The sequence below is a fragment of the Schaalia odontolytica genome (genome assembly GCF_009730335.1).
Taxonomy (GTDB): domain Bacteria; phylum Actinomycetota; class Actinomycetes; order Actinomycetales; family Actinomycetaceae; genus Pauljensenia; species Pauljensenia dentiphila.
Window position 1 is genome coordinate 1,239,516 of sequence record NZ_CP046315.1, and the last position, 24,995, is coordinate 1,264,510.

Sequence of the window (24,995 nt, forward strand, 5' to 3'; positions counted from 1 at the left end):
CCCCTGTTCACCCGGGGCGCAATCTATCGCCCGCACGCCGATACAACGAACCGGGGAGCACAAACCCTCCTTCAATATGCCCCAACAGCCCCCGAAACGGCACCCACCCGCGCGATCTTGCCCCGGCCTCGTCAATCGTGGAAAGCGTCCCAGAACCCGCGCCACGCGCACCGTTGGCCACAAACGAGCCTTGACCCACATATGATGCACATCGTGACTCCTACCGATGCATCCGACTACAACGCACGGCACCTCTCGGTCCTCGAGGGGCTCGAAGCCGTGCGCAAGCGCCCCGGCATGTACATCGGCTCCACCGACCACCGGGGCCTCATGCACTGCCTCTGGGAGATCATCGACAACGCGGTCGACGAGGCCCTGGAAGGCCACTGCGACACGATCGACGTGCGCCTGCACCCCGACCACTCCGCCTCCGTCGCCGACAACGGCCGAGGCATCCCCGTCGACATCGTCCCCGGACAGGGACTGACGGGCGTCGAGGTCGTCTACACCAAGCTCCACGCCGGCGGTAAGTTCGGCGGCGGCTCCTACGCGGCCTCGGGCGGCCTCCACGGCGTCGGCGCCTCCGTCGTTAACGCACTCTCGGCCCGCCTCGACGTACAGGTCGATCGCGGTGGCAAGACCCACGAGATGTGCTTCCGCCGCGGCGAACCCGGCGAATTCGACGACTCGAAGCAGCGCACCCCCAACTCGCCCTTCAAGCCGTTCGTGGACGGCTCGACCCTCAAGACGGTCGGCAAGGTGAAGAAATCCCTGACCGGCACGCGCGTGCGCTTCTGGGCGGACTTCCAGATCTTCCCGTCGACCGAGGGCTTCTCCTGGGAGAACCTGCTGGCGCGCGCTCGCCAGACCGCGTTCCTCGTGCCTGGCCTGACCATCAACTGCTACGACGAGCGCGGCGAAGAGGAGCTCCACGAGAGTTTCCGCTTCGACGGCGGCGTCGTCGACTTCGCGAACTGGCTGGCCTCCGACGGCCCCGTCACCGACACGTGGCACATCACGGGTGAGGGCACCTACAACGAGACCGTGCAGGCCCTGGACTCCGAGACCGGGCACCTGCGCGCCACCGAGGTCGAGCGCACCTGCGAGGTCGACATCGCGCTGCGCTGGGGCATCGGCTACGACACGACCGTCCAGTCGTTCGTCAACATCATCGCCACCCCCAAGGGCGGCACCCACGTCACCGGCTTCGAGCAGGCAGTCCTCAAGACCCTGCGCGCCGCGATCGACAAGAACGCGCGCAAGCTCAAGGTCGGCGCGAAGGATGGCCGCCCCGAAAAGGACGACGTGCAGGCCGGCATGACCGCCGTCATCACCGTGCGCTTCCCCGAGCCTCAGTTCGAGGGACAGACCAAGGAAACGCTGGGCACTCCCCAGATTCGCACCGTCGTCAACCGCGTGGTCTCCGACTGGCTGAAGGCCAAGTTCGCCTCCTCCAAGCGCGACGACAAGCAGCAGACCTCCCTCCTCATGGAGAAGGTCGTCGGCGAGATGAAGGCCCGCGTCTCCGCGCGCCTGCACAAGGAGATCTCGCGTAAGAAGAACGCGCTGGAAACCTCCTCGCTGCCCGCCAAGCTCGCGGACTGCCGCCTCGAGGACGTCGAGGAGACCGAGCTGTTCATCGTCGAGGGCGACTCCGCCCTGGGCACGGCCAAGGCCGCGCGCAACTCCCACTACCAGGCCCTGTTCCCGATTCGAGGAAAGATCCTCAACGTGCAGAAGGCCTCGACCGCGGACATGCTGGCCAACGCCGAGTGCGCCAACATCATCCAGGTGATCGGCGCGGGCTCGGGCCGTACCTTCGACCTGTCCCAGGCTCGCTACGGCAAGGTCATCCTCATGACGGACGCCGACGTCGACGGCGCGCACATCCGCACCCTGCTGCTGACCCTGTTCTTCCGCTACATGCGCCCCATGGTCGAGGCCGGCCGCATCTACGCCGCCGTCCCGCCCCTGCACCGTATCGAGGTCGCGGGCAAGGGACGCAAGAAGCGCGAGTACATCTACACCTACTCCGAGGACGAGCTGCATCGTAAGCTCGCCGCCCTGCGCCGCTCGGGCCGCACGTGGAAGGAACCCATCCAGCGGTACAAGGGTCTGGGTGAGATGGATGCTGACCAGCTGGCGGAGACCACGATGGACCGGGCCCACCGCTCGCTGCGCCGCATCACGCTGGCCGACGAGGAAGCCCTGCGCCAGGCGGAGGACGTTTTTGAGCTGCTCATGGGCTCGACGGTGGGCCCGCGCAAGGAGTTCATTGTCGAGGAATCCGCGGGGCTGGATCGTACGCGCATCGACGCGTAATTACGGGCAAAAATCACCGCGCGCTGCCCAAACGTTCACGCGCGTTGACCAAATGTCAAGCGCCAGTGTGACTAAAGGCCCGAATAGCCGGTAGGATATCTGCCATGACAGGACTTGCGCAGCGACTCACGCCGCCCGGGTCCGTCCCGTACCCGGGCAATCACCTCGGGTTGCGCTGGCGGCCCATGATCGGCCGCGATGCCCCCGCCGTGTACGCGCTTATCTCCCTGATCGAAGACGACGACAATGCTATTCGGCGCACCTCTGTCGACGACATCGCGGACATGATGGAGGGCGAGAACGGGCGCGACTGGGTGGACACGATCGTCGGCCTGGACGCGAAGCGAAACATCTGCGCCGTGGCGTCCGTGCGCGTTCTGCGCGGCATTCACGAGGCCGCAACAGCCGTTGTCCGCGCCTTCATCCACCCGCATTGGCGTGGCCGAGGCGTGGGCCGGGCTCTGCTCTACTGGCAGGACGGGCGCGCCCGACAGATGCTCGTCGAAGCTTTCGGCGCCGAGTCCGAGGTGCCCGCGTCGATCTCGAACCTCGTCGACGCGCACATGACAGATCGTCGCCGCCTCTACATTGCGGCCGGCTTCTTCGCTAAGCGCACGTACCAGGTTATGTACCGTGACCTGGCCGGTGGCGAGGTGCCCGTGCCCGCGCGCCACGGATATCGCGTCCTTCCGTGGAACAAGGTTCCGCAGGACCAGATCCGCGCCATCCACATGGAGGCTTTCCAGCAGTCGTTCCGTTCGCCCCTGCGTGCCCTGTGGTGGGACGATGCGATGAACCACTTCGACACGCGTTGGTCGTTCGTGGCCGTGGATGCTCAGGGTGAGGTCGTTGGCTACGCGATCACTGGACGTCCCGCGCAGCGCTGGGTGGCCACGGGCCGTCCGGAGGCCTACATCTACCTGCTCGGCGTTGCTGAGGCGCACCGCGGACGCTCCATTGCGAGCGCCCTCGTCGGGCACGCCGTCGCCGCAGCGTCCGCGTCTGGCGCGTCGCGCATTGGCCTCGACGTTGATATGTCAAGCCCGGACGGAGCGCATAAGATTTACGAACACCTGGGCTTCGTGGATGAAGCAGCTGAGGTTTACTACACGATCGACCAGTAGAGACGGAAGGAGGCGAGCATGAGCATTCCTCTCGCGCAGCGAGCAAATGCCCCCGAGTTCGTCCCCTTCCCGGGCGAACATCACGGGATTGAATGGGAGTCGCTGACGGACGCCCACCACGATGGCCTGTCTGCGCTTTTCGCCCGCATGGAGGCCCGCGACAACCCGCCGTATCGCACCAGCCCGGACGAGGTCGAGGAGATGCTCTCGGGTGCCTCCCAGTGGCGAGGCCTCGTCGGGATCGCCCGCAGGGGTATCGCAGCGGGTCGAATCGTCGCCTTCGCTCAGGTGGTCCTGCGCTTCCCGGGGCGCGTGGAGTGCGTGTGCGTCGGGGGAGTGGACCCCGACTTTCGGCGCGTCGGCCTCGGCAACGCGATCGTCGACTGGCAGGAGGGCACAGCCCGACAGATGCTGGCCGAGGTCGAGGGGGATGCTCCCGCCCAGATCACCTGTCACGTCGAGACCGGCCAGGACGATCTCGAGGCGCAGCTGAAGGTGCATGGCTTCCGCTGGACGCGCACCTACTACGAGCTGCGCGCCTCCCTGGATAGTCTTCCGCCGGTTCCTGACCTGGGTTCCTACATGAGCGTCGAGGCCTGGGGCCCCCAGTGGGAGGAACCCGCCCTGCGCGCGGCGAACCGCCTCAACGAGTCCGAGTGGGGTCGGCCCCCGCTCACCCAGGAGCAGTGGATGCAGGGGCGCACGGCCTTCGCTCCCGAATGGTCGTTCGTCGCCGTCGACCGCACGGGCGATCGTCCCCGCGTTGCCGGTTTCCTGCTGGCATCGCGTTACGAGCAGGATTGGGCGGCTCTGGGCTGGCGTGAGGGGTACATCGACCAGCTGGGCGTCCTGTCCCAGTGGCGCGAGAGCCGCGTTGCTGACGCGCTGATCCTGGCGTCGATGTGGGCACAGAAGCGCGACGGCATGGATCGCGCTGGTACGGGTGTGGGCTCCGCGAACCACACGGGTGCGCTCGCCATCTACAACTACCTGGGCTTCCGCACGGTGGGACAGACCAGGCTCTACGCCATCGAGATCTGACTGTCGTTTCGCATCGTGGATGTTTCCGCGCATCCCCTTGTGTTACCGTCGTTACTTTTTCTTCGTCGGTGGGCGTTTTTCCTCCCGTTTTCCTTTCAGTTCTCACATAACTGCTCCCTAGGTCCTAATTGTCCGACCAATTGACTTTCTAGGCTCGCGACAGAGGCAGGAACGGCCTCGGCGCAATGTGCGTCCCCTCTCCACAGTGCGGAGCCAGCATGGCATCTCAGTCGTCAGCACCATCTCGATCCATTCCGCCCCTGGTCATTCGAAGTGCCATCGTCGCCTCTCTTGGCGGCCTGCTCTTCGGTTTTGATACCGCCGTCATCTCCGGTGCGGAAGAAAAACTCACCGAGCTCTACGCTCTGTCCTCCACGGGCGAAGGCATGATCGTTGCGATCGCGACGATCGGTACGATTGTCGGCGCCATCATCGCCGGCAACCTGGCTGATCGCTTCGGCCGTAAGCCCGTCCTCTTCTGGATCGGCATCCTGTTTGGCGTCGGAGCGCTCGCTACCGCCCTCGCCCCGCTGCCCACACTGGTGAGCGCAGCGGATGGAACGGTGTCGGCCTCGTCCGCGTTCCCGATCACCTTCTTTATGATCTTCCGCTTCCTCGGCGGTGTCGGCGTGGGCCTGTCCTCCGTGGTGGCGCCCATCTACACCGCCGAGATCGCGCCCGCACGTGTGCGCGGACGCCTGGTCGGTCTCGTCCAGTTCAACATCGTCTTCGGTATCCTCCTGGCATACGCCTCGAACGCGGTGATCCGAGAGATCGCACACGAGGACACCGCCTGGCGTTGGATGCTCGGCGTCATGGCCGTGCCTGCGATCTTCTTCCTGATCTTCCTGGCGACTGTCCCCGAGACGCCGCGCTGGCTGCTCGCCCACGGCCGCGAAGAACTCGCCGTGAAGATTTCTGAACACCTGACTGCCTCCCAGGCCGAGTGTGACGAGCAGATTGGCGAGATGAAGGCGCAGATCGCCGAGGATGCCGCCGGCGGCAAGGTTCCCTTCTTCACGCGCCGCTACCGCAAGGTCATCCTCATGGCCTTCTGCATCGCGATGTTCAACCAGCTGTCGGGTATCAACGCGATCCTGTACTACGCGCCCAAGGTCATGAAGCTCGCGGGCGGTGCCGAAGTCCTGGGCGACGCCTTCCCCTACATCGGATCAGTCATCGTCGGCCTCATGAACCTGGTCGCTACGATGGCCGCCCTCACCGTCATCGACCGCATCGGCCGCCGCCAGCTCATGATCGTCGGCTCGATCGGCTACCTGATCTCGCTCGGCTTCCTGGCGGGTATGATGTTCGCCTACGAGGGCGGCTACTTCGAGGAGGGCAGCGCCGCTCCCGTCTGGCTGATCCTCCTTGGCCTGCTCGGCTTCATCGCCTCGCACGCCTTCGGCCAGGGTTCCGTCATCTGGGTGTTCATCTCGGAAATTTTCCCCAACCGCGTGCGCGCCCGCGGCCAGTCCCTGGGCTCGCTCACGCACTGGGTGTTCGCCTTCATTACCACCTACGCCTTCCCTGTGCTCACCGATAAACTCGGAGGTGGCTACGCTTTTGGAATCTTCTTCCTCGCGATGGTTGGTCAGCTATTCTGGGTGCTGAAGGTCATGCCCGAAACCAAGGGCATTCCGCTCGAAGAAATGGAAGAGAAGCTGGGGTTGACCAATGACTAGGATCGTGAACATCGGGGAAGCTCTCATCGATGAGATCACCCGCCCGAACAGTGAACCCGTCGAGGTCGTCGGGGGATCGATGCTCAACGTCGCAGCGGGCCTGACCCGGCTCGGCCACGAATCCGAGCTGGCGACGTGGTTCGCCCGCGATGCTCGCGGCGACAAGGTGCGCGCTCACGCCGAGGCCGCCGGCGTCACCCTGACGCCCGGCAGCGACGGCGCCGAATTTACCACGGTCGCTCACGCCGCCGTCGACGAACGAGGCCATGCTACCTACGAGTTCGACCTCTCGTGGGACGTTCCCGCCGTCGAGGACCCGGACACCGTTGGGCACGTCCACACCGGCTCCTACGTGGTCGTCGTCGAGCCCGGCGCTGATAAGGTCCTGGCAGCCGTCAAGCGCCAGGCTATCCGCGGCACCGTGTCCTACGACCCGAACATTCGCCCTGCTCTGCTGGGCACGCCCGACGAGGCCCGCCCCCACATCGAGGCGATCGTGGCCCTCGCGGACGTCGTGAAGGCGTCGGACGAGGACCTCGAGTGGCTCTACCCGGGCCGCCCCGTCGAGGACGTCATCCGCGAGTGGTCGCAGTCCGGCCCGTCGCTGATCCTGTGCACGCGAGGCCCCTGGGGCGTCTACATCAAGGCTGCCGCCGAGCGTGACATGCTCGTCGTCGACCCGCTGGACGTCGAGCTGGTGGACACCGTGGGCGCGGGCGACTCGCTCATGGCCGGCCTGATCTCCGGCCTCGTGGATGCGGGACTCCTGGGTTCCGGCGAGGCAAAGCAGCGCCTGCGTGAGGCCTCGTGGGACCAGATCCTGCCCGCCATCCACCGCGGCATCATCACCTCCGGCATCACCATCCTGTACCAGGGCGCCTACTCGCCAACGCGCGAGGAGGTTGCCGACGTCCTGGCCGCTGACCCGACGCTGCGAGGCTGACGGGGGAGTACCTCTCAACTGATGGGTGTGGGCCCGGCCGAGCGGCTGGGCCCACACCCATATCCGCTGGTCTGTCGTCACTGTGTGATTCTCGGACGCGCTTGTCACTGTGAACAAGTAGTCATATGCTTGCAGAGGTCTCATAGTGTTCCGTGGAACATGTCATTTTCGGTCTTGGTATTCGTGGAGGTGACGCGTGGCTGACGTTGGCTTTGACTCTGATAAGCACGCCCAAACAAGCGGAGATATGGAGAAGGGGGGGCAATCGCTCACTGACTCCTCTCAGGCAATCAGTCGATTGATCGACGCTCAGAAGGCGGAGTATTGGTCTGAAGAGGCGGGCTTCCAGGCGATGCGACGCTCGTTGATCGCGTATCTGCGGACCGAGAAAGATGCTGTCTCCAACCAGAAGGTTCGTTTCCAGAAATTTGATGGTGACGTCGATACAGCTGCGAGCGCTTTTGAAGCTGCCGAGCAGGGCAATACCGATGAGCTCGCGCGCATCCTCGCGTCGATGGATCCTCAGCCTGCAGGGACACCCTCATCCCCCGCGACCCAGGCACCCTCGCAGATCGCGGGCGGGGGACCAGCGTCGTCTGGCAATGCCAATGGTGCCACGACGTCGGGTTCAGGGGGCAGCGGCTCTGGTGCCGGTACGAGCCCCACGCAGAACGCGCCGTCTGAGGTCTGAGAAGGAGAGGAACCATCATGGTTGATAGCCCCATGTACGACCGACTCATGCGCTTGGTCGCCGCCATTGAGAGCGCCTCCGCCCTCGATGCCTCGGACGATGAGCACAACACGATCGTGTGCGGCCTGAACGAGGCAAATAACGTCACGCACCACATGCGCTCGTACCAGGGCTTCACGGGTGAGACCGGCGATCAGATTGATGCGTGGACCGACGCGACGATGAAACAGGTCCAGGGAATCAAAGAAAACCACAACACAGCGATGGAGTACTACGTCGAGGCGCGGCGAGCCATGACACATATCCGTGAGGAGGCGCAGCAGCTTTCGCCGACTCTCATCGACTCCAATCTGCAGAAGCTTGCAGACGCGACGCACGTGGCGGTACCCGTCGTGAAGTACCTTGGGCCGTTCGGAGAACCGATCAACACGCTCGCTGTGTCGGCCGACGCCTACTTCCAGGCCCTTATCGCGCAGGCCAACGCGCAAAGGGAGGTAGCGGCGACGAACATCCTGGAACGAGCAAATAATACGATGCAGGGGCTGGCGGATGGCATTGGCGGGCAGCGTGATGTGCTTGCTAATGGCTTGGAAAATGAGGAAGGAAAGAAGACGGAAGGGCCGTCAAGTCCGCATATTCGTAGGGACATCGAGAATGGATACCTGAACGTCTCTCCACATGCGCCTGGTGTGTATCCCGGGGATCGGGATAGTGACTACGGGCGTTCTGACCTGCGTGGCACGGGTTCCGGCCTCTACTCGGATGGCTATGACGAGGGTGGACCTGTCAACGGTCGCGTCATGTCCTCGCCCCGCATCCCGAATGAGTACATCACTGAGGGAGAAATCGGTTCGCGACTGAACCCTGTCACCGACCCGCAGGAACTCATGGGAATGGACCTGCTGCACACGCGGGTCAACGGCGATCGGCATGCAAACGGAACGGTGGGGGGATATACGCCCGCGCCACCCGTCGACCGTTACCACCCCCTGTGGAATGTGAACGGGGGACCGGGCAGCGAGTCAGCGCTTGCTGCCCGCATGGGTGGTGCCGGCATTCCCGGAGCGGGAGCTCTGGGGATGGTTGCCGCCTCGCGGCTTGGTGCCGGAGGAATGCGTGCGCTGGGGCGTACGGGTGCTTCCGGCGCCTCTGGCGGTGGTCTTTCGGCAACGTCCGCCCTTCGCGCAGGATCCTATTCAGGCCCGGGATATGGAACGTACAAGGCTCCTGCGGCCGGCGGTGCAGGGATCGGTGCCGGTGGCACGACCGCCGCCCCCGGTGGATCCGCCGGATCCGGTAAGGTATCGGCCTCGGGAGGCGCTGGTCAGGGGAGTTCTCGTGGTGCTGGCGGCTTCATGGGTGGAGCCGGTGCCGGTGGTGCTGGTGGTAAGGACGATAAGAAGAAGTCGGCGCGTCGCAAGTACACGCCCTTCCGCTTTGACGATGATGGAGATGAACTGCCTGAGGGCTATGTCAATCCGATGTCGCAGACCTACGGGTCAGACAAGGACTTGAGCCCCGCTCCGCGAAAGGATGATGGATGGGACCCGCGTCAATGGTGAAGGCGACACGAATGCCTCGTAAGAGCAGACGCGTATGGGGCGCTTCTACTGCCGCCCTCGTCATCGCCGCTGGTGTCACCACACTCCCAGCCGCTCCAGCCCAGGCAGACAATACGATCACCGCGGCGGACCAGCCATACTTCGCGTACTACCACCTGGATCAGGCCAGAGCAAAGGGGTACACGGGTAAAGGCATAACGATCGCGATGATCGACGGGGAGATAGCTCAAAATGCTGCCGAACTTGTTGGTGCGGATGTCGTTATCAAGACTCCCTGCACCATTAGTTCCCCTGCGACCGGTCGCACTCATGGAACTGGTGTAGCTTCTATGCTTGTTTCCTCAAACTATGGCATCGCACCAGATGCTTCATTGTTAGCCTATCGCGCTGCATTCGGAGCAGATGGCGATACTACTGGATCAGACTGTCGAGATAACAATGGGATCGCGAAGTCTGAGTATCCATGGCTTTTGAACTGGGCGATGAATGATGGCGCTCAGGTTATCAATGTGTCCGCTTCGAGTAGCCTTCAAAGTGATGAACTGAAATGGGCGATTGCACGATCGCTATCCCAGGGTGTCATAATCACGGCTGCGGCGGGAAATGAGGCAACAGATGGGGATACAACTGCTTTGTCCCAGTGGTCCGGAGTTGTTGGTGTCAGTGCGATCGGTATTGACGGCAACCGACAAGATTATTCGTCATGGGGGCAGGGAGTCTCGACAACTGCTGTTGGTGGACCGGTTAAGTTTCGTGATCCTTCAACTGACCAGCTAACTGAGGTGTCGGGTACCTCGGTATCCGCGCCCATCGTCGCCGGTGTCCTCGCACTCGCCCGCCAGAAGTGGCCGAACGCAACCTCGAACCAGCTGCTTCAGCTCCTCGTCAAGACGGGTCTGAACCCCGACCACACCTGGAATCAGTACACCGGCTACGGCGGCATCGATCCGGGGGCAATCCTCAATACGGATCCCACGACGCTACCTGATGTCAATCCACTCGCTGACAAGGGGAATGGATCCAGCCCGACAGTCGACGAAGTCCAGCAGTATGCGGACGGCGTTGTCAGCCCCCTCCAGATCGTCAACGACAACTCGTATTCCTACAGGGGCTTTGACGAATCCTTGATCACCGATCCGTTGGTCACGGTACCCATGCACCTGGGAACCAGCCCCCGCTATCACGCAAAATAGGCGCGAAATAGAAGCTGATCAAGCGGTGGGGTGGCCGGGAGCAATCCCGGCCACCCCACCGTCACGACTAGAAGAGTGCGTCAGCCGATCGACGCAATCGCGAAGGTGATCGGCACGCCCGAACCGTCGCGGCGCTCGTCCTCGGCGGGCAGCTCCACAGGCGAACCGTCCGCGGACGCGGCCCGTGCCGGCTTCGTGCCGACCCACGCGATATCCAGGCGATCCTCGCCGCGCAGGAAGCGCTGGCAGCGCACGCCCTGGCCGCCTCGACCCTTCGTGGGGTAGCACTCGAAAGGCGTCACCTTCACCGTCGTCTGGCCCGTTCCCGGCAGCGCGCCCAGCGCCGCGGCTACCGTCACCACGACGGCGTCGATGGGAGCCTCGACGACCCAGAAGCCCAGGGCCTCGACCCCGGGGTTCAGCTTCATGCCGGCCATGCCGCCGGCTGTGCGGCCCTGCGGGCGCACCTTCGCGGCGGGGGTGCGCAGCAGCTGCGCATCCGACGAAATAAACACCAGGTCCGCCTCGTCCGAGCAGCGATCGAAGCCTACGAGACGGTCACCGTCCTCCAGGGTGATGACCTCCCACTCGTCGCGCTGCAGCACGTCTGGGCGCAGGCGCTTGACTGTGCCGCGAGCCGTGCCCATCGCGACCACGTCGGTGCCCTCGGGATCGAGCAGACCCACGGCGGGAACGTCCGTGTGCAGGAGGAGCGACGCGGGCATCGCCCCAGCAAGGGACAGGCCCGTCTCAAAGCGGGGGAGTGCAGGCAGGTCGACGACGTCGATGCGGTGCGCGATGCCGTCCTCCGTCACTACAGCCACCTGTGAGCGAGCCGTCGACGGTAGCTGTACGCGCCAGCCGTCCGACGCCGCGCGCGGACCGGGCTCCAGGGGATCCCCGCCCTCGACGCGGGCGAGAGCGCCCGAGGAGGACAGGACGACGACGCACGGGTCGTCCGGGATCTGCAGCTCCAGTCCCTTACCGGAACGCGACACCGACGGCAAGGCCGCCAGTGCGGCATCGTCGGCGGCCGCCGCTCCCACGGGCGTGCCCGTCGAGGCCAGCAGCAGCGTGCGACGCGGCGTACCCAGGCGATCCGAGACCTCGCGCAGCTCCTTCTTCACGAGCGCGCGCAGCAGCTCTGGATCCTCCAGGATCTCGCGCAGCGATGCGATCTTCGCCAGCAGCTCATCGCGCTCGGCCTCCAGCTCGATGCGCGAGAACTTCGTGAGGCGACGCAGGCGCAGCTCGAGGATGTAGTTGGCCTGGGCCTCGGACAGGTCGAACGCCGTCATGAGGCGCTCGCGCGCGATCTCCGCGTCATCAGAGGAGCGAATAATCGCGATAACGTCGTCGATGTCCAGGATCGCGATGAGCAGGCCCTCGACCAGGTGCAGGCGATCCTCGCACTTCTTCAGGCGGAAGCGGCTGCGACGCGTCGTGACATCCAGGCGGTGATCCAGGAAGACCTGTAGCATCTCCTTGAGGCCCAGCGTGCGCGGCTGGCCGCCCACGAGCGCCACCGCGTTGATCGAGAAGGAATCCTCCAGAGGGGTGCGCTGGTAGAGCTGCTGAAGCACGGCCTCGGGATTGAAACCGTTCTTTACTTCGATGACCAGACGCAGGCCGTGGATACGGTCGGTGAGGTTCTGAACCGAGGAAATGCCCTTGAGGCGTCCCGCGTTCGCGTTTTCCTTGATCTTTTCGATGACCTTTTCCGGTCCCACCATGTAGGGCAGCTGCGTGACGATGATGCCCATCTTGCGGGCGGTCACGCGCTCGATCTGGACCTTCGCGCGGGTCTTGAACGCGCCTCGGCCCGTCTCGTAGGCCTCCTTGATGCCCTCGAGGCCGACGATGACACCGCCCTCGGGCAGGTCAGGGCCGGGGATGTAGCGCATGAGGTCTGCGACCGACGCAGACGGGTTATCCAGCAGGTGGATAGCGCCAGCGATCGTCTCCGACAGGTTGTGTGGGGCGACATTCGTTGCCATGCCCACGGCGATGCCCGAGGCGCCGTTGACCAGCAGCTGGGGGAAGGCCGCCGGCAGGACGTCCGGCTGCATGAACTGGTTGTCGTAGTTGGGGACGAAATCGACCGTGTCCTCATCCAGGCCCGTCACCAGGTCCAGCGCGGCGGGCGCCATGCGCGCCTCGGTGTAACGCGCGGCGGCAGGGCCGTCGTCCAGAGAGCCGAAGTTACCGTGTCCATCGACCAGCGGAACACGCAGGTTAAAGGGCTGCGCGAGGCGCACCAGGGCCTCGTAAATCGCGGAATCGCCGTGCGGGTGGAGCTTACCCATGACCTCGCCGACGACGCGCTGGGACTTCACGTGTCCCTTGTCGGGGCGCAGCCCCATCTGATCCATCTGGAACAGGATGCGGCGCTGCACGGGCTTGAGGCCATCGCGCGCGTCGGGGAGCGCGCGAGCGTAGATCACCGAGACGGCATACTCCAGGAAGGACCCACGCATCTCATCGGACACGTCGATCTCTGTGATGTTCTCGTCCTTCTCAGGGATGTCGACGACCTGGTCCTTCTTAGCCATACGCGCAATTATTGCGCGGCTTGGCGCTCATTTCGACTGGCGCGCCGCTTCGCGGCACAATTGGGGCATGGACACATGGACCCGTATCGAACGTGGGGGCTTCTACCCCAAGGCCGTGCAGCGTGCGCTGCGCCGCGCTCTGGGCGCTGCGGAGCCGCTCGCGACGCTGTGCCAGGTGGATACGGGTTTCGACCGCGGATCGGTCTTCCGGCACCTCACGATCGCCTCGCTGACGGACCGCGCCATCGTTCAGCTGCACGTTGATGAAATGGACGGCGGATCGGCGACGATTGCGACGGCCGTGCACCGCGTGGGCGACATCGCCGGTTACTCCACGATGGAGGTCTACACGGACCCCGAGAACGCGAGCGGCCTGTCCGAGATGACGATCGCCCTGGACCTGAAGGGCGCGCGCCGCCTCGAGCTTGAGCCCGCCCGCTGCGACGACCCGAATTGCATGGCCGACCATGGCCTGACGGGCACGTCCTTCCCCGACGACATGACGTTCCGTATCTCCGCGGCCGCCGACGGTCAAGATGCTCTCGACGAGGCCATGGTCTTCGTCGATCATCTCGCTCGCCTGATGGGGACCCGCAGTGAGTGAGCGCGCACTGGCGCTGGACCTGCCCGGTGCGGACCTGCCCGCCGCGGGGGATCCGGTCATCACGGACGTCATCGCTGGTGCCCTCTCGTCGATCGATTCAGCCCTGCCCGGCGCCTCCGCGCAGGCGGGCGGCGCCCTCGGGATCGAGGCCGGGGCTGATCAGGTGATTCTCATCCTCGTGGACGGGCTTGGGTACGAGCTGATCCAGGATCACCTGGGGCACACGCCGACGCTGCGCCGCATGAGAGACGATATTCGCTCGATTCACACGGTCGTCCCTTCGACAACCGCCGCGGCCATCACGGCTTTCGGCACTGGTGCACGCCCGGGCACCACGAACATGGTGGGCTTCTCCGTCGCCTATGGCGGCGGCATCATGAACCTGCTGGCCATGGAGGGTGGGCCGGCGCCCACCAAGTGGCAGCCCACGCCCACGTACTTCGAGCGCCTGGCCGCGGCGGGCGTTTCGTCGGCCGTCATCTCGCCCGCGCGCTTTGCCGGTTCCGGACTGACGGGAGCTGCGCTGCGGGGAGCGCGCCACGTGCCCGCCGAGTCGCTCAGTGACCGCGTGAGTGCAGCTTTGCGCGAGCTGCGCGCGGGCACGCCCGTCGTCTACCTCTACTGGTCCGAGATCGACCACGCCGGGCACAGCTCCGGCGTTGGATCGGATGCGTGGATCGGTTGCCTGGAAGAGTTCGACGCGGGGTTGTCCGCGCTGCTGCGCGGCCTGCCCACGGGCGTGCGGACCGTCATGACCGCGGACCACGGCATGATCAACGTGGAGCACTCCGCCCTCGTGGACGTGGCCGCGACCCCCGCTCTGCGCGAGGGCGTGCGCATCGTCGCCGGCGAGACACGAGCCGTTCACGTACACGCGCAGGAGGGCCACGCCGCCAACGTGGAGGCGCGCTGGCGCGACGTCCTGGGGGAGAGCGCGTGGATCCTCTCTCGAGATCAGATGGGCGCGCTCATCGGCCCCGGAGACGGTGCCTCGATCATCGGCGACCTGCTGGTCCTCACCCGCGGAAACGGCGGCATTGTGGATTCTCGAACCCAGAGCGCCTCGGCGATCGCAATGCCGGGCGTTCACGGCTCACTCACCTCGACGGAGATGCGCATCCCCGTCATCGTCCTGTCGTAAGACGACTACGGGACATACACGAAGCGGCCGCTCCTTAACGGGCGGCCGCTTGGCGTTTGCTCGGATTACGACTTCGAGCCGAAGAGAATCTCGTCCCAGCTGGGGACCGACCGGCGGGTCTTCTTCGAGGAAGCGCGCGCCATCCTCGAACCCGTCACTCCCTGAGAGGAAACGGACCCGGTCGCGCTCTCCTCGGCCTCGGCAGGAGTGGGGTCAGTGGAATCGGACGCCTGCACGGCCTTCATGGGGATCGCGGGGGTCGCCTGCTCCTCGGCCTTCACCTCCTCGCCGCCCTTATCCTCACCAGAGGACGCGGGGGCGTCGGAGAGCCACGGGAGCACGCCCGACGAGGCCGGGGCCTCGGTCTTGGGGGAGCGGGACGCCACCGGGATAGCGCCCGTCAGTGTCGGACGGGCAGACGGGATCTGACCGGTCGCGGGGAACAGCGTGTCCTCGGCGGGATCGGATGGTGCCTCCGCCTTCGTGCGAGCGGACGCGAGCGAATAGATGCGCGCGGAAATCGGGCCCGTCGACGTGTCGGTCTCCGCCGTGGGAGCCTCCTCCTCACCGGCGATAGCTGCCAGGTACTCGGCCTCCTCGTCGACCTCATCGTCCAGGTCCAAATCAATCTGCTGGCGCTTACCACGCATGGCATTGAGCTGGTCGATGATCGCCTCGCGGTTGCGCAGGTCCTCAGCACCGGGGTCGACGACGGGAGCCGGAGCGTTGCGCGGCAGGGGAGTGAAGATCGAGGCCGTCGGGGAAGTGGACACCTGCTCCGTCAGCCACTGAGCCTCCTGATCGATCGCCTCGAGCGAGCCGGAGTTCGACAGATGCCAGTGGGCGGCGTGCTCGGCCGCACCCTGCACGAAGTTCACGATGATCTGCCAGGGTTCCCCGGCCTCGCGCGTCGCGGTCCACTCCAGAGACGACGGGTCGACGCCGCGCGCCGCCAGTCGATCCAGAACGAGGTCGCCCATCGTAGGGCCGCCGTCGCCAATGCGAACGGCGCGGGCGCGCGTCAGCGCATAATCCTTCTCGGCCTGCACGGGAGCCTCAAAACGCTCGACCGCACTGACTTCCATGCCGTGCTGCTCCGCGATCTCTGCCGGGGTCGCGCCGGCGCGCAGGAGAGCCTGAATATCGCGAGGAGCGAGGGTCGGACGAGCGGGCGCCAGCTCCACTCGCGGACGATCACGACGCGTCGCGCCGCGGAGCTCATCGGAAATCAACACCGAATAGCGTTCACCCTGGGCATCCGTGAGCACCAGGGACTCGCCATCGGCGCTGATCCCGAGCAATTCGAGCTCAATCATCACTTCCTCCTCAAACGTCTAGGTCGAATCGTCTCAAATAATGCTCAGAATGTCGCGTAGCTGGGCGCGTGTCACACATACGATGGCACATTACTCTCACAAGTGTTATCCTCCCTGCGCATAGACCACTCGCGCAAATCGGCTCGAGAGGCGAAAGGGGAGAACCATGGCAACCGATTACGATGCGCCGCGCAAGAACGAAGACGAGGTCGCAGAGGACTCGATTGAAGAGCTGAAGTCCCGTCGCAACGACGCCGGCTCCGCCGAGATCGAAGAAGACGAAAACGAAGCGGCTGAGAATTTCGAGCTTCCCGGTGCGGACCTGTCAAAGGAGGAACTGACGGTCCACGTCATTCCCCGCCAGGAAGACGAGTTCACCTGCTCGCAGTGCTTCCTCGTGCACCACGCGTCGCAGCTCGACCACGTGGACGCCAACGGCGCCCCCGTGTGCACCGAGTGCGCGATGTGAGGTAGGACGATGTTCGGACGCAAGAAGAAGACTGTCGAAGAAGAGATCGAAGAGGTCGAGGCCCTGCCTCGCCTGAGCGACGAAGACGCTGCGATTTGGAGCGAGCCCGGCCCGCGTAACTACGGGGAGGTCGATACCAGCGACGGCTACGTCGACATGGGGTCCATCCTGTTCCCCGCGGTTCAGGGCATGCAGCTGCGCACCCAGGTCGCAGACGACGGCACGACCGTCCTGCAGATTCTCGTCGTGCTCGGAAACTCCGGCATCCAGATGAGCGTTGCAGCCGCACCCCGTTCCGGCGGCGTGTGGGAGGAGCTGCGCGAAGAAATCCGCAGGGGCTTCGAAGATCAGGGTGCTAAGGTCGCCGACTACCCGACGCGTTACGGCAACGAACTGCTCGTCGACATGCCGATGCAGATGCCCGACGGCCGCTCCGCGACCTCGCGCATGCGCATCATCGGTCGTGAAGGCGACCGCTGGTTCGCGCGCATCGATATCCTCGGCCCGGCCGCTGCCACCGCGGAAGCCGGCGCCGACATCGAGAAGGTCATCGACCGCATCGTCGTGCGTCGTGACGACTACCCGCGAACCCGCCTGGAGCTACTGCCGGTGCACCTGCCCGCGGGTGCTCAGGAGGCCTGACATGGCCTCGTGGTTCGCTAAGGTCGGCGCTGCGCTCGGCCTCGACAAGGACACGCGTTCCCTGGATGCCGCCCTTGACGAGGACTCGGCACGCGCCGCCCGCGGTGTCACGCCGATTCGCGACGTGACCGACCGCTCTCACGCACTCGTGTTCGGCACGCTGCTGGGCATGACCTATCCGCCCGAGGAGGGTGCCCAGCGTGTCCTCGTCGCGACCCTCTACGACGGCACCGACACGCTCGAACTGCGCTGGCCCGGACGCTCCTCCATTCCGGGGCTCAGCGTCGGCCAGCGACTCGAGGTCGAAGGCACCGTCGGACGCGTGGGTGAACGCCTCGTCATCATTAACCCGCTGTACCGAGTGATCGCGGGGGAAGGCTGATGCCGACTCCTCGCTGGATGGATCAGGCCACCTCTGAGGAATTCTCCTGGTCACGAGCCCTGGGCGGCACACGTGGCGTCATTGAAGCCACCGCGCCCGGACTCCTTTTCGTCATCGTTTTTGTGGCCACGCGCGACCTCCTGCCAACGCTTATCGCGGCCTCGGCCGTCGCGTTGATCGCCTGCGTGATCCGCTTCGTCCAACACCAGGGGATCGGGCAGGCTCTCTCCGGCCTGTTTGGAGTCGCAATCGGCGTTATCTTCGCGGCGGCGACCGGGCGTGGAGAAAACTATTTCGCCTGGGGCATTGCGACGAACGTGGCCATGGCGCTTGCTTTCGCTCTGTCCGTCTTGTGCGGGAGAAGCCTCGTCGCCCAGTTCTACGGTCCGCTGACCGGCCTGGCGAAAGGCTGGCAGTCCGACCCCGCCTACGCGTCCCTGCGCCGCAGCTGCGCCGCGATCACGTGGATGTGGGCGGGAATCTTCGCTCTGCGCGTCGCCGTGCAGGCGCCCCTCTGGCTCGCCGGCCAGGTCGCGGGTCTCGGCGTTTCCAAGCTGGCCCTCGGACTCCCGCTCTTCGCGGTGGGAGCCTGGGCCACCTGGTGGAAGCTGAAGGTTTACTCCTCGGTGTCCTCGTCCTCGGACTCCTCCGAGACAGGGGACGCGACCAGCTGACGCAGGTCCTCTAGCTCCGCGGTGTCCGCATCGGGTACAAGGAGCAGGAGCTCGTCGGAGGCCTCGAACACGTCGTCGGTGCTCGGCGTGATCGGACGGCCGTCGCGCAGGAGCGCGGCGAGGACCGAACGGGCCGGTAGCTGCAGAGAATGGACGCGCTTGCCCACAACCGGGGAATCCTCCGGCAGGATGAGCGCGTGCATCGACACGGCGGCCGTGTTGAAGGAGAACAGGCGCACCGGTACGCCCACCGACACCGCCTCTTCGACAAGGGAGGTCATGATGCGCGGCGTCGACACGGACACATCCACGCCCCACGCCTGATCGAACAGCCACTCGTTCTTCGGGTTGTTCAGGCGCGCGACCACGCGGGGGACCGCGAACTCAGTCTTCGCCAGCAGGGAGATCACCAGATTCGCCTTGTCGTCGCCGGTCGCGGCGACCATGACGTCGGCCTCGGCCACGCCCGCGTCGCGCAGCGCGTCAGGCGAGCACGCGTCGGCGAGCACCCAGTCCGCGTCGGCCACGGACGAGATGCGCAGCTTCTCAGGCATATTGTCGATCAGGGTGATGTCGTGGCCGTGAGCGAGCAGCTCCAGGGCGACGCTGCGGCCCACCGATCCGGCTCCGGCAATCACAATCTTCATGCTCACACCTCCGTCTTGGGCGGGTTAGCCAACTGGTCGCGCAGCTGCGCGGTTTCGGTCCCGTTGATCGCGAAGTACAGCTGATCGTGCTCCTGGACCACGAGGTCCGGCGACGCTGTGCGGATGGATCCCAAGCGGGATGTGAAGACGACGCGACAGCCCGTGAGCTCCTCGACGGCCTGGAAGCTCAGGCCGTACCAGGCGGGGGAGGGCGTCGCATTGACGAGGCCGACCGCGCCGGTCGGGTGGGACCAGATGAGCGACGCGTCCGGAGGGAGCAGGCGGCGCATCACCGACTCGGCGGTGCGCTGCACCGAGGCGACCGTCGGAATCCCGAGGCGTTCGTACAGATAGGCGCGCGTGGGGTCGTAGATGCGTGCGACCACGTGCTCGACGTGAAAGACCTCACGTGCGACGCGCGCGGCGATAATGTTCGAGTTATCACCCGATGAGACGGCCGCAAACGCGTACGCGTCCTTAATGTTCGCTTGACGCAGGCAGTCGCGGTCCATGCCCACGCCCGTCACGCGACGACCGGAAAAGTCCGGGGAGAGGCGAGAGAAAGCCTTGGAATCCTGGTCAATAACCGCCACGGAATGACCCGCGGCGTCCAACGTCGATGCCAGGCGAGCGCCGACGCGCCCGCAACCCATGATCACAAAGTGCACGACTACCAAACTACTCCGGTCCTCGCGTAATAGCCATGCGTGCGCTTAGGCGCTGCCACTGTCAGGCTCGGTGGACTACGCTTAACATCCGTGACGAACTTGTTGGCCTACGCAAAGCGCGTGCTCATCGGGCGCCCGATGCGATCGGACGCGATGGGCCACCAGCTTCTCCCCAAACGAATCGCCCTGCCGATCTTCGCGTCGGACGCTCTGTCGTCCGTCGCCTACGCGCCGGACGAAGTCCTCCTCACCCTTGCGCTCGCCGGTTCGATGGCCGCGCTTCAGTCCGTGTGGGTGGGCGTCGTCGTCGCGATCGTGCTCGCGGTCGTGGTCGCGTCGTACCGTCAGACGGTGCACGCCTACCCATCGGGCGGTGGCGATTACGAGGTCGTTACCACGAACCTGGGCCGTTCCTGGGGCCTGCTCGTGGCCTCGGCGCTGCTGGTCGACTACATCCTGACGGTAGCCGTCTCGATTTCGTCGGGAGCCAGCTACATCACGACGGCCGTCCCGGCCCTCCTCGGCTATGAGGTGCCGATCGCGGTCGCGCTCGTTGTCATCCTTGCCACCCTGAACCTGCGCGGCACGCGCGAGGCCGGTGGCGCATTCGCCGTGCCCACCTACCTGTACATGGGGGCAATTGGCCTGATGGTCGTCGTTGGCTTCGCGAAGATGGCCACGGGATACCTCGGTGAGTCGCCCACGGCCGCCTACGACCTCGTGACCGCTCCTGGCAACGCCGACGGCCTGGCAGGGCTCGCGGGAGCCTTCCTGCTCATGCGCGCCTTCTCCTCGGGCTGCGCCGCACTCACCGGCGTCGAGGCCATCTCCAACGGCGTGCCCATGTTCCGCCGCCCTAAGTCCCGCAACGCGGCGACCACGCTGGCGATGCTCGGTCTGATTGCCGCCTCGATGATGATCTCGATCCTCGTGCTGGCGCGTGCGACCGGCGTGAAGATCGTCGACGACGCCGCAACCCAGCTGACCTACCAGGGCGCGCCCGTCCCGGAGAACACGCCCATCGACCCGGCGATCTCGCAGATCGCCTCCGCAGTGTTCGGTCAGGGATCGATTCTCTTCATCCTCATCACCGTCGTCACAGGCTTCATCCTGGTGCTCGCTGGAAACACGGCGTTCAACGGCTTCCCGACGCTGGCATCCGTCCTGTCGCGCGATTCCTTCCTGCCCCACCAGATGGTGCGCCGCGGCGACCGCCTGTCGTACTCGAACGGTATCGTCGTCCTGACCGTCGCCGCGATCGCGCTGATCGTCGGCTTCGAGGCACAGACGACGCGCCTCATCCAGCTCTACGTCGTCGGAGTCTTCATCTCCTTCACACTCTCGCAGCTGGGCATGATCAAGCACTGGAACCGGCAGCTGCGTTCGCGCCAGTCCGGCCAGGAGCGCATGGCGGTCCTGCGCTCGCGCGCCGTCAACATTGTCGGCTTCATGATGACCGGCCTCGTGCTCATCATCGTCCTGGCCACGAAGTTCACGCACGGCGCGTGGATCACCCTGCTCATGATCGCGATCGTGTTTGGCATCCAGATCTCGATCCATCACCACTACGAGACGGTCCGCTCGCAGCTGCGCGTGGACGACTGGAATGCGCGCCGCGCCCTGCCGACCCGCGTGCGTGCCCTCGTCCTCGTGTCCTCCCTGTCGCGCCCCGCCATGCGAGCGATCGCGGCGGCTCGTGCGTCCTCGCCGACGTCGATCGAGCTCGTCTCCGTCGTCGAGGATGACGAGGAAGAGAACAAGATCCTGCGCCAGTGGAAGGCCTCCGGCGTTCCCGTGCCGCTGACGCTCCTATCCGCGCCCTACCGAGACATCGCCTCGGTGATCCTGCAGTATGTGCGCGGGCGCCGTCGCGCGATGCCCACCGAAATGCTTGTGGTCTACATGCCGCAGTTCCTTGTCACCCACTGGTGGGAGAACATCGTGCACAACCAGTCGGCCCTGCGCCTACGAGCCGCACTCCTCGGTGTTCCCGGCGTGGTGATTACCGTCGTCCCGTGGCAGCTCGGCGAGGATGACGTCGTGGAAGGCCGTCAGCGCGTCAATGACCCGTTCTCGCGGGTCGTAGCGCCGGCCTCCGGTGACTCGAAGTCCCGTACCGAGCAGCCCGGCACCACTCGCAGCGAAAGCCCCACCGAGGAGAACGCATGAGCCCCCGCCCGTCCCGCCGTCGTCCCTCTCCGCGCCGTCGCACCGCAGCCGTGCAGCCCCGCGAGGGGATCGGCGAGATCCTCCAGTTGACCGTCGGCGAGCCCGCACACGGAGGCGCGTGCGTCGCACGCGACGAGAGCGGGCGTGTTGTCTTCGTACGCCACGCGGCACCTGGTGAGATTGTCCGCGCGCGGGTGACCGCCGTCCAGAAGAAGCTCGCGTGGGCGGATGCCATCGAGGTCGTCGAGGCCTCGGCCGACCGCGTTGAGTCCGTCTGGCCCCAGGCTGGTCCGGGAGGCGTCGGCGGCGGGGAGCTCGCGCACTTGACGCCCGCCGCACAGCGCGACTGGAAATCCCGCGTGATTGCCGGGCAGCTGCGCCGCGTGGGCGGAGAAGCCCTGTCCGATGCCGTGGAAGCCCTCGGTGGAGTGCATGTCGCTCCCGCGCCGGGCGATGAGGATGCGAACGATCCGCTGACCGGTCGCCGCTCTCGCATTGACGTCGTTATCGACGCGGATGGGCGCGCAGGCATGCACGAGTTCCGTGGCCGCCGCGTCATCGCGCTCGAGGACATGCCGCTGGCTGTGCCCGCGATCCGCGAGCTTGGACTTTTCGATGAGGACACGCCGTGGCGTCGCCTGTGGAAGCCGGGTGACCGCGTGCGCGCGGTGGCCCCCTCCGGCGGCGATCCCGTCGTCCTGATCGGCGAGGACACGTACGCCACCGACGGCCTGCGCATCGACGCCGACGTGTTGCGCTGGAACGTGCCCGTCGGCTCCGGCGTCGAGTCGTACTACGTGCGGCCCTCCGGTTTCTGGCAGACGCACGTGCGCGGCGCCGAGGTGCTCGCGAATGCCGTGCTGGCTGCTGCTTTCGGCGCAGGCGAGGCTGGGGCTGGTCGCGCGGTCATGGAGCTGTACTCGGGTGCTGGCCTGTTCTCCGTGCCGCTCGCGCGCGCCGTCGGCGAGTCGGGGCGCGTCGTGACGCTCGAGGGTGACGAGGGCGCCGTGCGTGACGCCGGCGAGAACCTCGCGGCCTTCGACTGGGTGGACGCGTTCGCCGGAAACGTGGATCGCGAGGGTGTTGTCGACCTGTCTGGCCAGCTGAGTGCCGTGCCGGACGTCGTCGTGGCGGATCCGCCGCGCGCCGGTGCGGGTGCCGAGGTGTGCGAGGCGATCGCCGCCACGGGTGCCCCTCGCGTCGTCCTGGTGTCCTGCGACCCGGCGGCGGGCGCACGCGACCTGCGCACCCTCACCGAGGACGGATACCAGCTCGAATCGCTGCAGGCATGGGACCTCTTCCCGCACACCCACCACGTGGAGATGGTCTCTGTCCTGAGCCGCTAGCGGATTCTTCTGCGCTCCTGCATGCGCGAGCCCCACGACGTCTGCGTGCGGGCCTCGATCGCGCGGCGCTGATCGCGGTACATGCGATCCACCAGGTCGCGCTCGGACACCCATCCGACGACTCGGCGATCCGCATCCACGACCGGCAAAGACTGCAGGCCCGTGCGCCGCAGCGCCCCGAGAACCTCGGACGGGGGAGCGGAGGCGGCCACGGCCTCATCAATGAGAGGCAAATCCGACAGGGGCGCGTCGAGCGATCCGTCCTCCTGCGTGAGCTCGGCCAGGCGCAGCGACGACACGAGTCCGATGAAACGTCGGTCGTCGTTCACGACGGGCAGCACCGTCTCCTTCGTGCGGCGCAGGGCGGCAATCGCTGACGCGGCGCTCGCCTCGCACGGGAGTGTCTCGGGAGCTTCCGTCATCCACTCGGAGGCCGCGCGGGTGCCGAGCAGCGTGCCCTCGACCGGGTCGTCGAGGACGTCGCCACGGCGGCGCAGCTTCTCCGTGTAGATTGTCGCGCGCGTCAGGAACCGCGAGGCACCCGTCGCGATCACGACCGCGAGCATCATCGGCAGGATCAGCGAGAACTGGCCGGTCATCTCCACGATGATGAGGACCGCCGTCATCGGGGCACGCGCGGCACCCGCGAAGGCGGCTCCCATGCCCACCACGGCAAACACGCCGACGGGAGAATCCGACAGAGGCGAGATGACGTCTCCGAAGGCGGCGCCCGCCATTGCGCCGATGAACAGCGTGGGCGCGAAGACACCGCCCGAACCGCCCATGCCAATGGTGAACGACGTGAACACAGCGCGGCCCAGCATGAGGGCCAGCAGGAACGCGATCGAGTAACTCCCCGCGATCGCCTCCTCCTCAAGCGGATAACCCGAGCCGAACATGTACGGGAAAGCAACGAGAGCTGCGCCGAGGGCGAGGCCGAGCACGCCCGGACGCGCCCACTCGGGCAGGTGCGTGCGAGCCCACAGCCAGTCGATCGCGTCCTCCGAGGCGTACAGGAGCTTGGAGAAGCCGAGCCCGCACAGCCCCGCGACGAGGCCGAGGAGCGCCACCCACCAGATGTCCGACATCGACGCGAAGATCAGGTTGTCGGCGACGCGAATGACCATCTCGTCGCCCTGCAGGATGCGCGCGACCACCGAGGATGTGACGGCTGACAGCACGACGAAGCCGAAGGTCTCGGCCGTGAACTCGACGAGGATCACCTCGAGGGCGAACACCGCGCCCGCGAGGGGAGCATGGAACGTGGCCGCAATGCCGGCCGCCGACCCGCACGAGGCCAACAGGACCACGCGGGAGACGGGCATACGCAGCCACGAAGCGATGGTGGATCCCAGCGACGCGCCCACCTGCACGATTGGGCCTTCGCGTCCCGCGGACCCGCCCGAGCCGATGGTCAGGGCCGAGGCCAGGATCTTGACGATGGCGACGCGCCCCGGGATGCGCCCACCCTTACGGCGCACCGCGAGCATCACCTCGGGGATACCGTGTCCCTTTGCCGAGGGCGCGAAACGCTGGATGAGCGGCCCGTACAGCAGGCCGGCGATGGCGGGGGAGAGAAGTAGGAAGAGCCACGGCGGCCAGCCCCACACCCCGTGCGGCTGGCCGACGTGGGTCGTGTATTCGTCGAAGCCGGTGGACACCCACGTCCACGCGCGAATCGCGAGGTTAAAGACGACGGCTGCCGCGCCGACGACTGCGCCAACGAGTGCGGCGGCCACGCCGAGCAGGGAACGATGCGCGGCGACCGCATGGCCGACGCGCAAGCGAGTCCCCGTAGCCGGTTCCTCTGGCTGCGGGGACTGA

The 24,995-nt window shown here is 65.9% G+C and carries 21 protein-coding genes; 16 read left to right on the forward strand and 5 right to left on the reverse strand.

Features of this window, described 5'->3' with window-relative positions:
• Nucleotides 1-201 precede the first annotated feature (201 nt).
• From FOC40_RS05340 to FOC40_RS05375, 8 genes are all read left to right on the forward strand, one after another.
• Nucleotides 202-2,322, forward strand: coding sequence for a DNA gyrase/topoisomerase IV subunit B (locus tag FOC40_RS05340; protein ID WP_003796401.1), 2,121 nt, complete (start codon nt 202-204; stop codon nt 2,320-2,322).
• Between the two features lie 185 nt (nt 2,323-2,507).
• Nucleotides 2,508-3,446, forward strand: coding sequence for a GNAT family N-acetyltransferase (locus FOC40_RS05345; protein WP_003796402.1), 939 nt, complete (start codon nt 2,508-2,510; stop codon nt 3,444-3,446).
• Nucleotides 3,447-3,464: 18 nt separating this feature from the next.
• Nucleotides 3,465-4,487: a GNAT family acetyltransferase gene (locus tag FOC40_RS05350; protein WP_003796404.1), complete on the forward strand. Its 1,023-nt coding sequence runs from the start codon at nt 3,465-3,467 to the stop codon at nt 4,485-4,487.
• Nucleotides 4,488-4,705: 218 nt separating this feature from the next.
• Nucleotides 4,706-6,172, forward strand: a complete 1,467-nt coding sequence (locus tag FOC40_RS05355; protein ID WP_003796406.1) for a sugar porter family MFS transporter — start codon at nt 4,706-4,708, stop codon at nt 6,170-6,172.
• Nucleotides 6,165-7,115 carry a PfkB family carbohydrate kinase gene (locus tag FOC40_RS05360; RefSeq protein WP_003796407.1) on the forward strand — a complete coding sequence of 317 codons (951 nt, stop codon included), beginning with the start codon at nt 6,165-6,167 and terminating at the stop codon, nt 7,113-7,115. Before FOC40_RS05355 ends, FOC40_RS05360 begins: the two co-directional genes overlap by 8 nt.
• 196 nt (nt 7,116-7,311) lie before the next feature.
• Nucleotides 7,312-7,806, forward strand: a complete 495-nt coding sequence (locus FOC40_RS05365; protein WP_039929750.1) for a hypothetical protein — start codon at nt 7,312-7,314, stop codon at nt 7,804-7,806.
• Between the two features lie 17 nt (nt 7,807-7,823).
• Nucleotides 7,824-9,368, forward strand: a complete 1,545-nt coding sequence (locus FOC40_RS05370) for a hypothetical protein (protein ID WP_003796411.1) — start codon at nt 7,824-7,826, stop codon at nt 9,366-9,368.
• 11 nt (nt 9,369-9,379) lie between these two features.
• Entirely contained in the window at nt 9,380-10,561 is a 1,182-nt protein-coding gene (locus FOC40_RS05375) for a S8 family peptidase (protein WP_231125975.1), read from the forward strand.
• Nucleotides 10,562-10,641: 80 nt separating this feature from the next.
• Here FOC40_RS05375 and FOC40_RS05380 read toward each other — a convergent pair whose 3' ends face one another.
• Nucleotides 10,642-13,113 (reverse strand): DNA gyrase/topoisomerase IV subunit A, encoded by a 2,472-nt coding sequence (locus tag FOC40_RS05380; protein ID WP_003796414.1) that lies wholly within the window; start codon nt 13,111-13,113, stop codon nt 10,642-10,644.
• Nucleotides 13,114-13,180: 67 nt separating this feature from the next.
• Between FOC40_RS05380 and FOC40_RS05385 the strand changes: the two genes are divergently transcribed.
• Both FOC40_RS05385 and FOC40_RS05390 read left to right on the forward strand, forming a co-directional pair.
• On the forward strand, nt 13,181-13,717 hold the full coding sequence (locus FOC40_RS05385; RefSeq protein WP_003796417.1) for a DUF5998 family protein: 537 nt from the start codon (nt 13,181-13,183) through the stop codon (nt 13,715-13,717).
• Nucleotides 13,710-14,858: an alkaline phosphatase family protein gene (locus FOC40_RS05390; RefSeq protein ID WP_003796419.1), complete on the forward strand. Its 1,149-nt coding sequence runs from the start codon at nt 13,710-13,712 to the stop codon at nt 14,856-14,858. The genes FOC40_RS05385 and FOC40_RS05390 overlap by 8 nt, the downstream gene beginning before the upstream one ends.
• Nucleotides 14,859-14,923: 65 nt before the next feature.
• Here the strand turns inward: FOC40_RS05390 and sepH are convergent, their stop codons facing one another.
• Nucleotides 14,924-16,174, reverse strand: a complete 1,251-nt coding sequence (gene sepH / locus FOC40_RS05395; protein ID WP_003796420.1) for a septation protein SepH — start codon at nt 16,172-16,174, stop codon at nt 14,924-14,926.
• A 166-nt stretch (nt 16,175-16,340) separates the two neighbouring features.
• On the opposite strand from sepH, the gene FOC40_RS05400 reads away from it, so the two are divergent.
• Genes FOC40_RS05400 through FOC40_RS05415 form a run of 4 tightly spaced genes read left to right on the forward strand, consistent with a single transcriptional unit; the run spans nt 16,341 to nt 18,341 of the window.
• Nucleotides 16,341-16,643 (forward strand): DUF4193 domain-containing protein, encoded by a 303-nt coding sequence (locus FOC40_RS05400; protein WP_003796422.1) that lies wholly within the window; start codon nt 16,341-16,343, stop codon nt 16,641-16,643.
• Nucleotides 16,644-16,652: 9 nt separating this feature from the next.
• Entirely contained in the window at nt 16,653-17,285 is a 633-nt protein-coding gene (locus tag FOC40_RS05405) for a DUF3710 domain-containing protein (RefSeq protein WP_003796424.1), read from the forward strand.
• A gap of 1 nt (nt 17,286) precedes the next feature.
• Entirely contained in the window at nt 17,287-17,667 is a 381-nt protein-coding gene (locus tag FOC40_RS05410; protein WP_003796427.1) for an OB-fold nucleic acid binding domain-containing protein, read from the forward strand.
• Nucleotides 17,667-18,341 carry a DUF3159 domain-containing protein gene (locus FOC40_RS05415; RefSeq protein ID WP_003796429.1) on the forward strand — a complete coding sequence of 225 codons (675 nt, stop codon included), beginning with the start codon at nt 17,667-17,669 and terminating at the stop codon, nt 18,339-18,341. The genes FOC40_RS05410 and FOC40_RS05415 overlap by 1 nt, the downstream gene beginning before the upstream one ends.
• On the opposite strand, the gene FOC40_RS05420 is transcribed toward FOC40_RS05415, so the two are convergent.
• Both FOC40_RS05420 and FOC40_RS05425 read right to left on the reverse strand, forming a co-directional pair.
• The gene (locus FOC40_RS05420; protein WP_003796431.1) at nt 18,284-18,988 is read right to left on the reverse strand and encodes a potassium channel family protein; all 705 of its coding nucleotides are present in this window, start codon (nt 18,986-18,988) and stop codon (nt 18,284-18,286) included. The genes FOC40_RS05415 and FOC40_RS05420 overlap by 58 nt on opposite strands.
• A 2-nt stretch (nt 18,989-18,990) precedes the next feature.
• Nucleotides 18,991-19,641, reverse strand: a complete 651-nt coding sequence (locus FOC40_RS05425; protein ID WP_050755249.1) for a potassium channel family protein — start codon at nt 19,639-19,641, stop codon at nt 18,991-18,993.
• 105 nt (nt 19,642-19,746) lie between these two features.
• Between FOC40_RS05425 and FOC40_RS05430 the strand changes: the two genes are divergently transcribed.
• The gene (locus FOC40_RS05430; protein ID WP_003796434.1) at nt 19,747-21,825 is read left to right on the forward strand and encodes an APC family permease; all 2,079 of its coding nucleotides are present in this window, start codon (nt 19,747-19,749) and stop codon (nt 21,823-21,825) included.
• A complete protein-coding gene (locus tag FOC40_RS05435) occupies nt 21,822-23,171 on the forward strand; it encodes a class I SAM-dependent RNA methyltransferase (RefSeq protein WP_039929755.1) in 1,350 nt (449 codons plus the stop codon). Before FOC40_RS05430 ends, FOC40_RS05435 begins: the two co-directional genes overlap by 4 nt.
• Here the strand turns inward: FOC40_RS05435 and FOC40_RS05440 are convergent.
• Entirely contained in the window at nt 23,168-24,955 is a 1,788-nt protein-coding gene (locus FOC40_RS05440) for a chloride channel protein (RefSeq protein ID WP_003796440.1), read from the reverse strand. The genes FOC40_RS05435 and FOC40_RS05440 overlap by 4 nt on opposite strands.
• Between the last annotated feature and the right edge of the window lie 40 nt (nt 24,956-24,995).

Coding starts and splice junctions, on each gene's coding strand:
- FOC40_RS05405 (WP_003796424.1), top strand. CDS start 16,653: ATGTTCGGACGCAAGAAGAAGACTGTCGAAGAAGAGATCGAAGAGGTC.
- sepH (WP_003796420.1), bottom strand. CDS start 16,174: ATGATTGAGCTCGAATTGCTCGGGATCAGCGCCGATGGCGAGTCCCTG.
- FOC40_RS05415 (WP_003796429.1), top strand. CDS start 17,667: ATGCCGACTCCTCGCTGGATGGATCAGGCCACCTCTGAGGAATTCTCC.
- FOC40_RS05385 (WP_003796417.1), top strand. CDS start 13,181: ATGGACACATGGACCCGTATCGAACGTGGGGGCTTCTACCCCAAGGCC.
- FOC40_RS05420 (WP_003796431.1), bottom strand. CDS start 18,988: ATGAAGATTGTGATTGCCGGAGCCGGATCGGTGGGCCGCAGCGTCGCC.
- FOC40_RS05340 (WP_003796401.1), top strand. CDS start 202: ATGATGCACATCGTGACTCCTACCGATGCATCCGACTACAACGCACGG.
- FOC40_RS05410 (WP_003796427.1), top strand. CDS start 17,287: ATGGCCTCGTGGTTCGCTAAGGTCGGCGCTGCGCTCGGCCTCGACAAG.
- FOC40_RS05355 (WP_003796406.1), top strand. CDS start 4,706: ATGGCATCTCAGTCGTCAGCACCATCTCGATCCATTCCGCCCCTGGTC.
- FOC40_RS05375 (WP_231125975.1), top strand. CDS start 9,380: ATGCCTCGTAAGAGCAGACGCGTATGGGGCGCTTCTACTGCCGCCCTC.
- FOC40_RS05360 (WP_003796407.1), top strand. CDS start 6,165: ATGACTAGGATCGTGAACATCGGGGAAGCTCTCATCGATGAGATCACC.
- FOC40_RS05425 (WP_050755249.1), bottom strand. CDS start 19,641: ATGGGTTGCGGGCGCGTCGGCGCTCGCCTGGCATCGACGTTGGACGCC.
- FOC40_RS05370 (WP_003796411.1), top strand. CDS start 7,824: ATGGTTGATAGCCCCATGTACGACCGACTCATGCGCTTGGTCGCCGCC.
- FOC40_RS05345 (WP_003796402.1), top strand. CDS start 2,508: ATGATCGGCCGCGATGCCCCCGCCGTGTACGCGCTTATCTCCCTGATC.
- FOC40_RS05380 (WP_003796414.1), bottom strand. CDS start 13,113: ATGGCTAAGAAGGACCAGGTCGTCGACATCCCTGAGAAGGACGAGAAC.
- FOC40_RS05435 (WP_039929755.1), top strand. CDS start 21,822: ATGAGCCCCCGCCCGTCCCGCCGTCGTCCCTCTCCGCGCCGTCGCACC.
- FOC40_RS05350 (WP_003796404.1), top strand. CDS start 3,465: ATGAGCATTCCTCTCGCGCAGCGAGCAAATGCCCCCGAGTTCGTCCCC.
- FOC40_RS05400 (WP_003796422.1), top strand. CDS start 16,341: ATGGCAACCGATTACGATGCGCCGCGCAAGAACGAAGACGAGGTCGCA.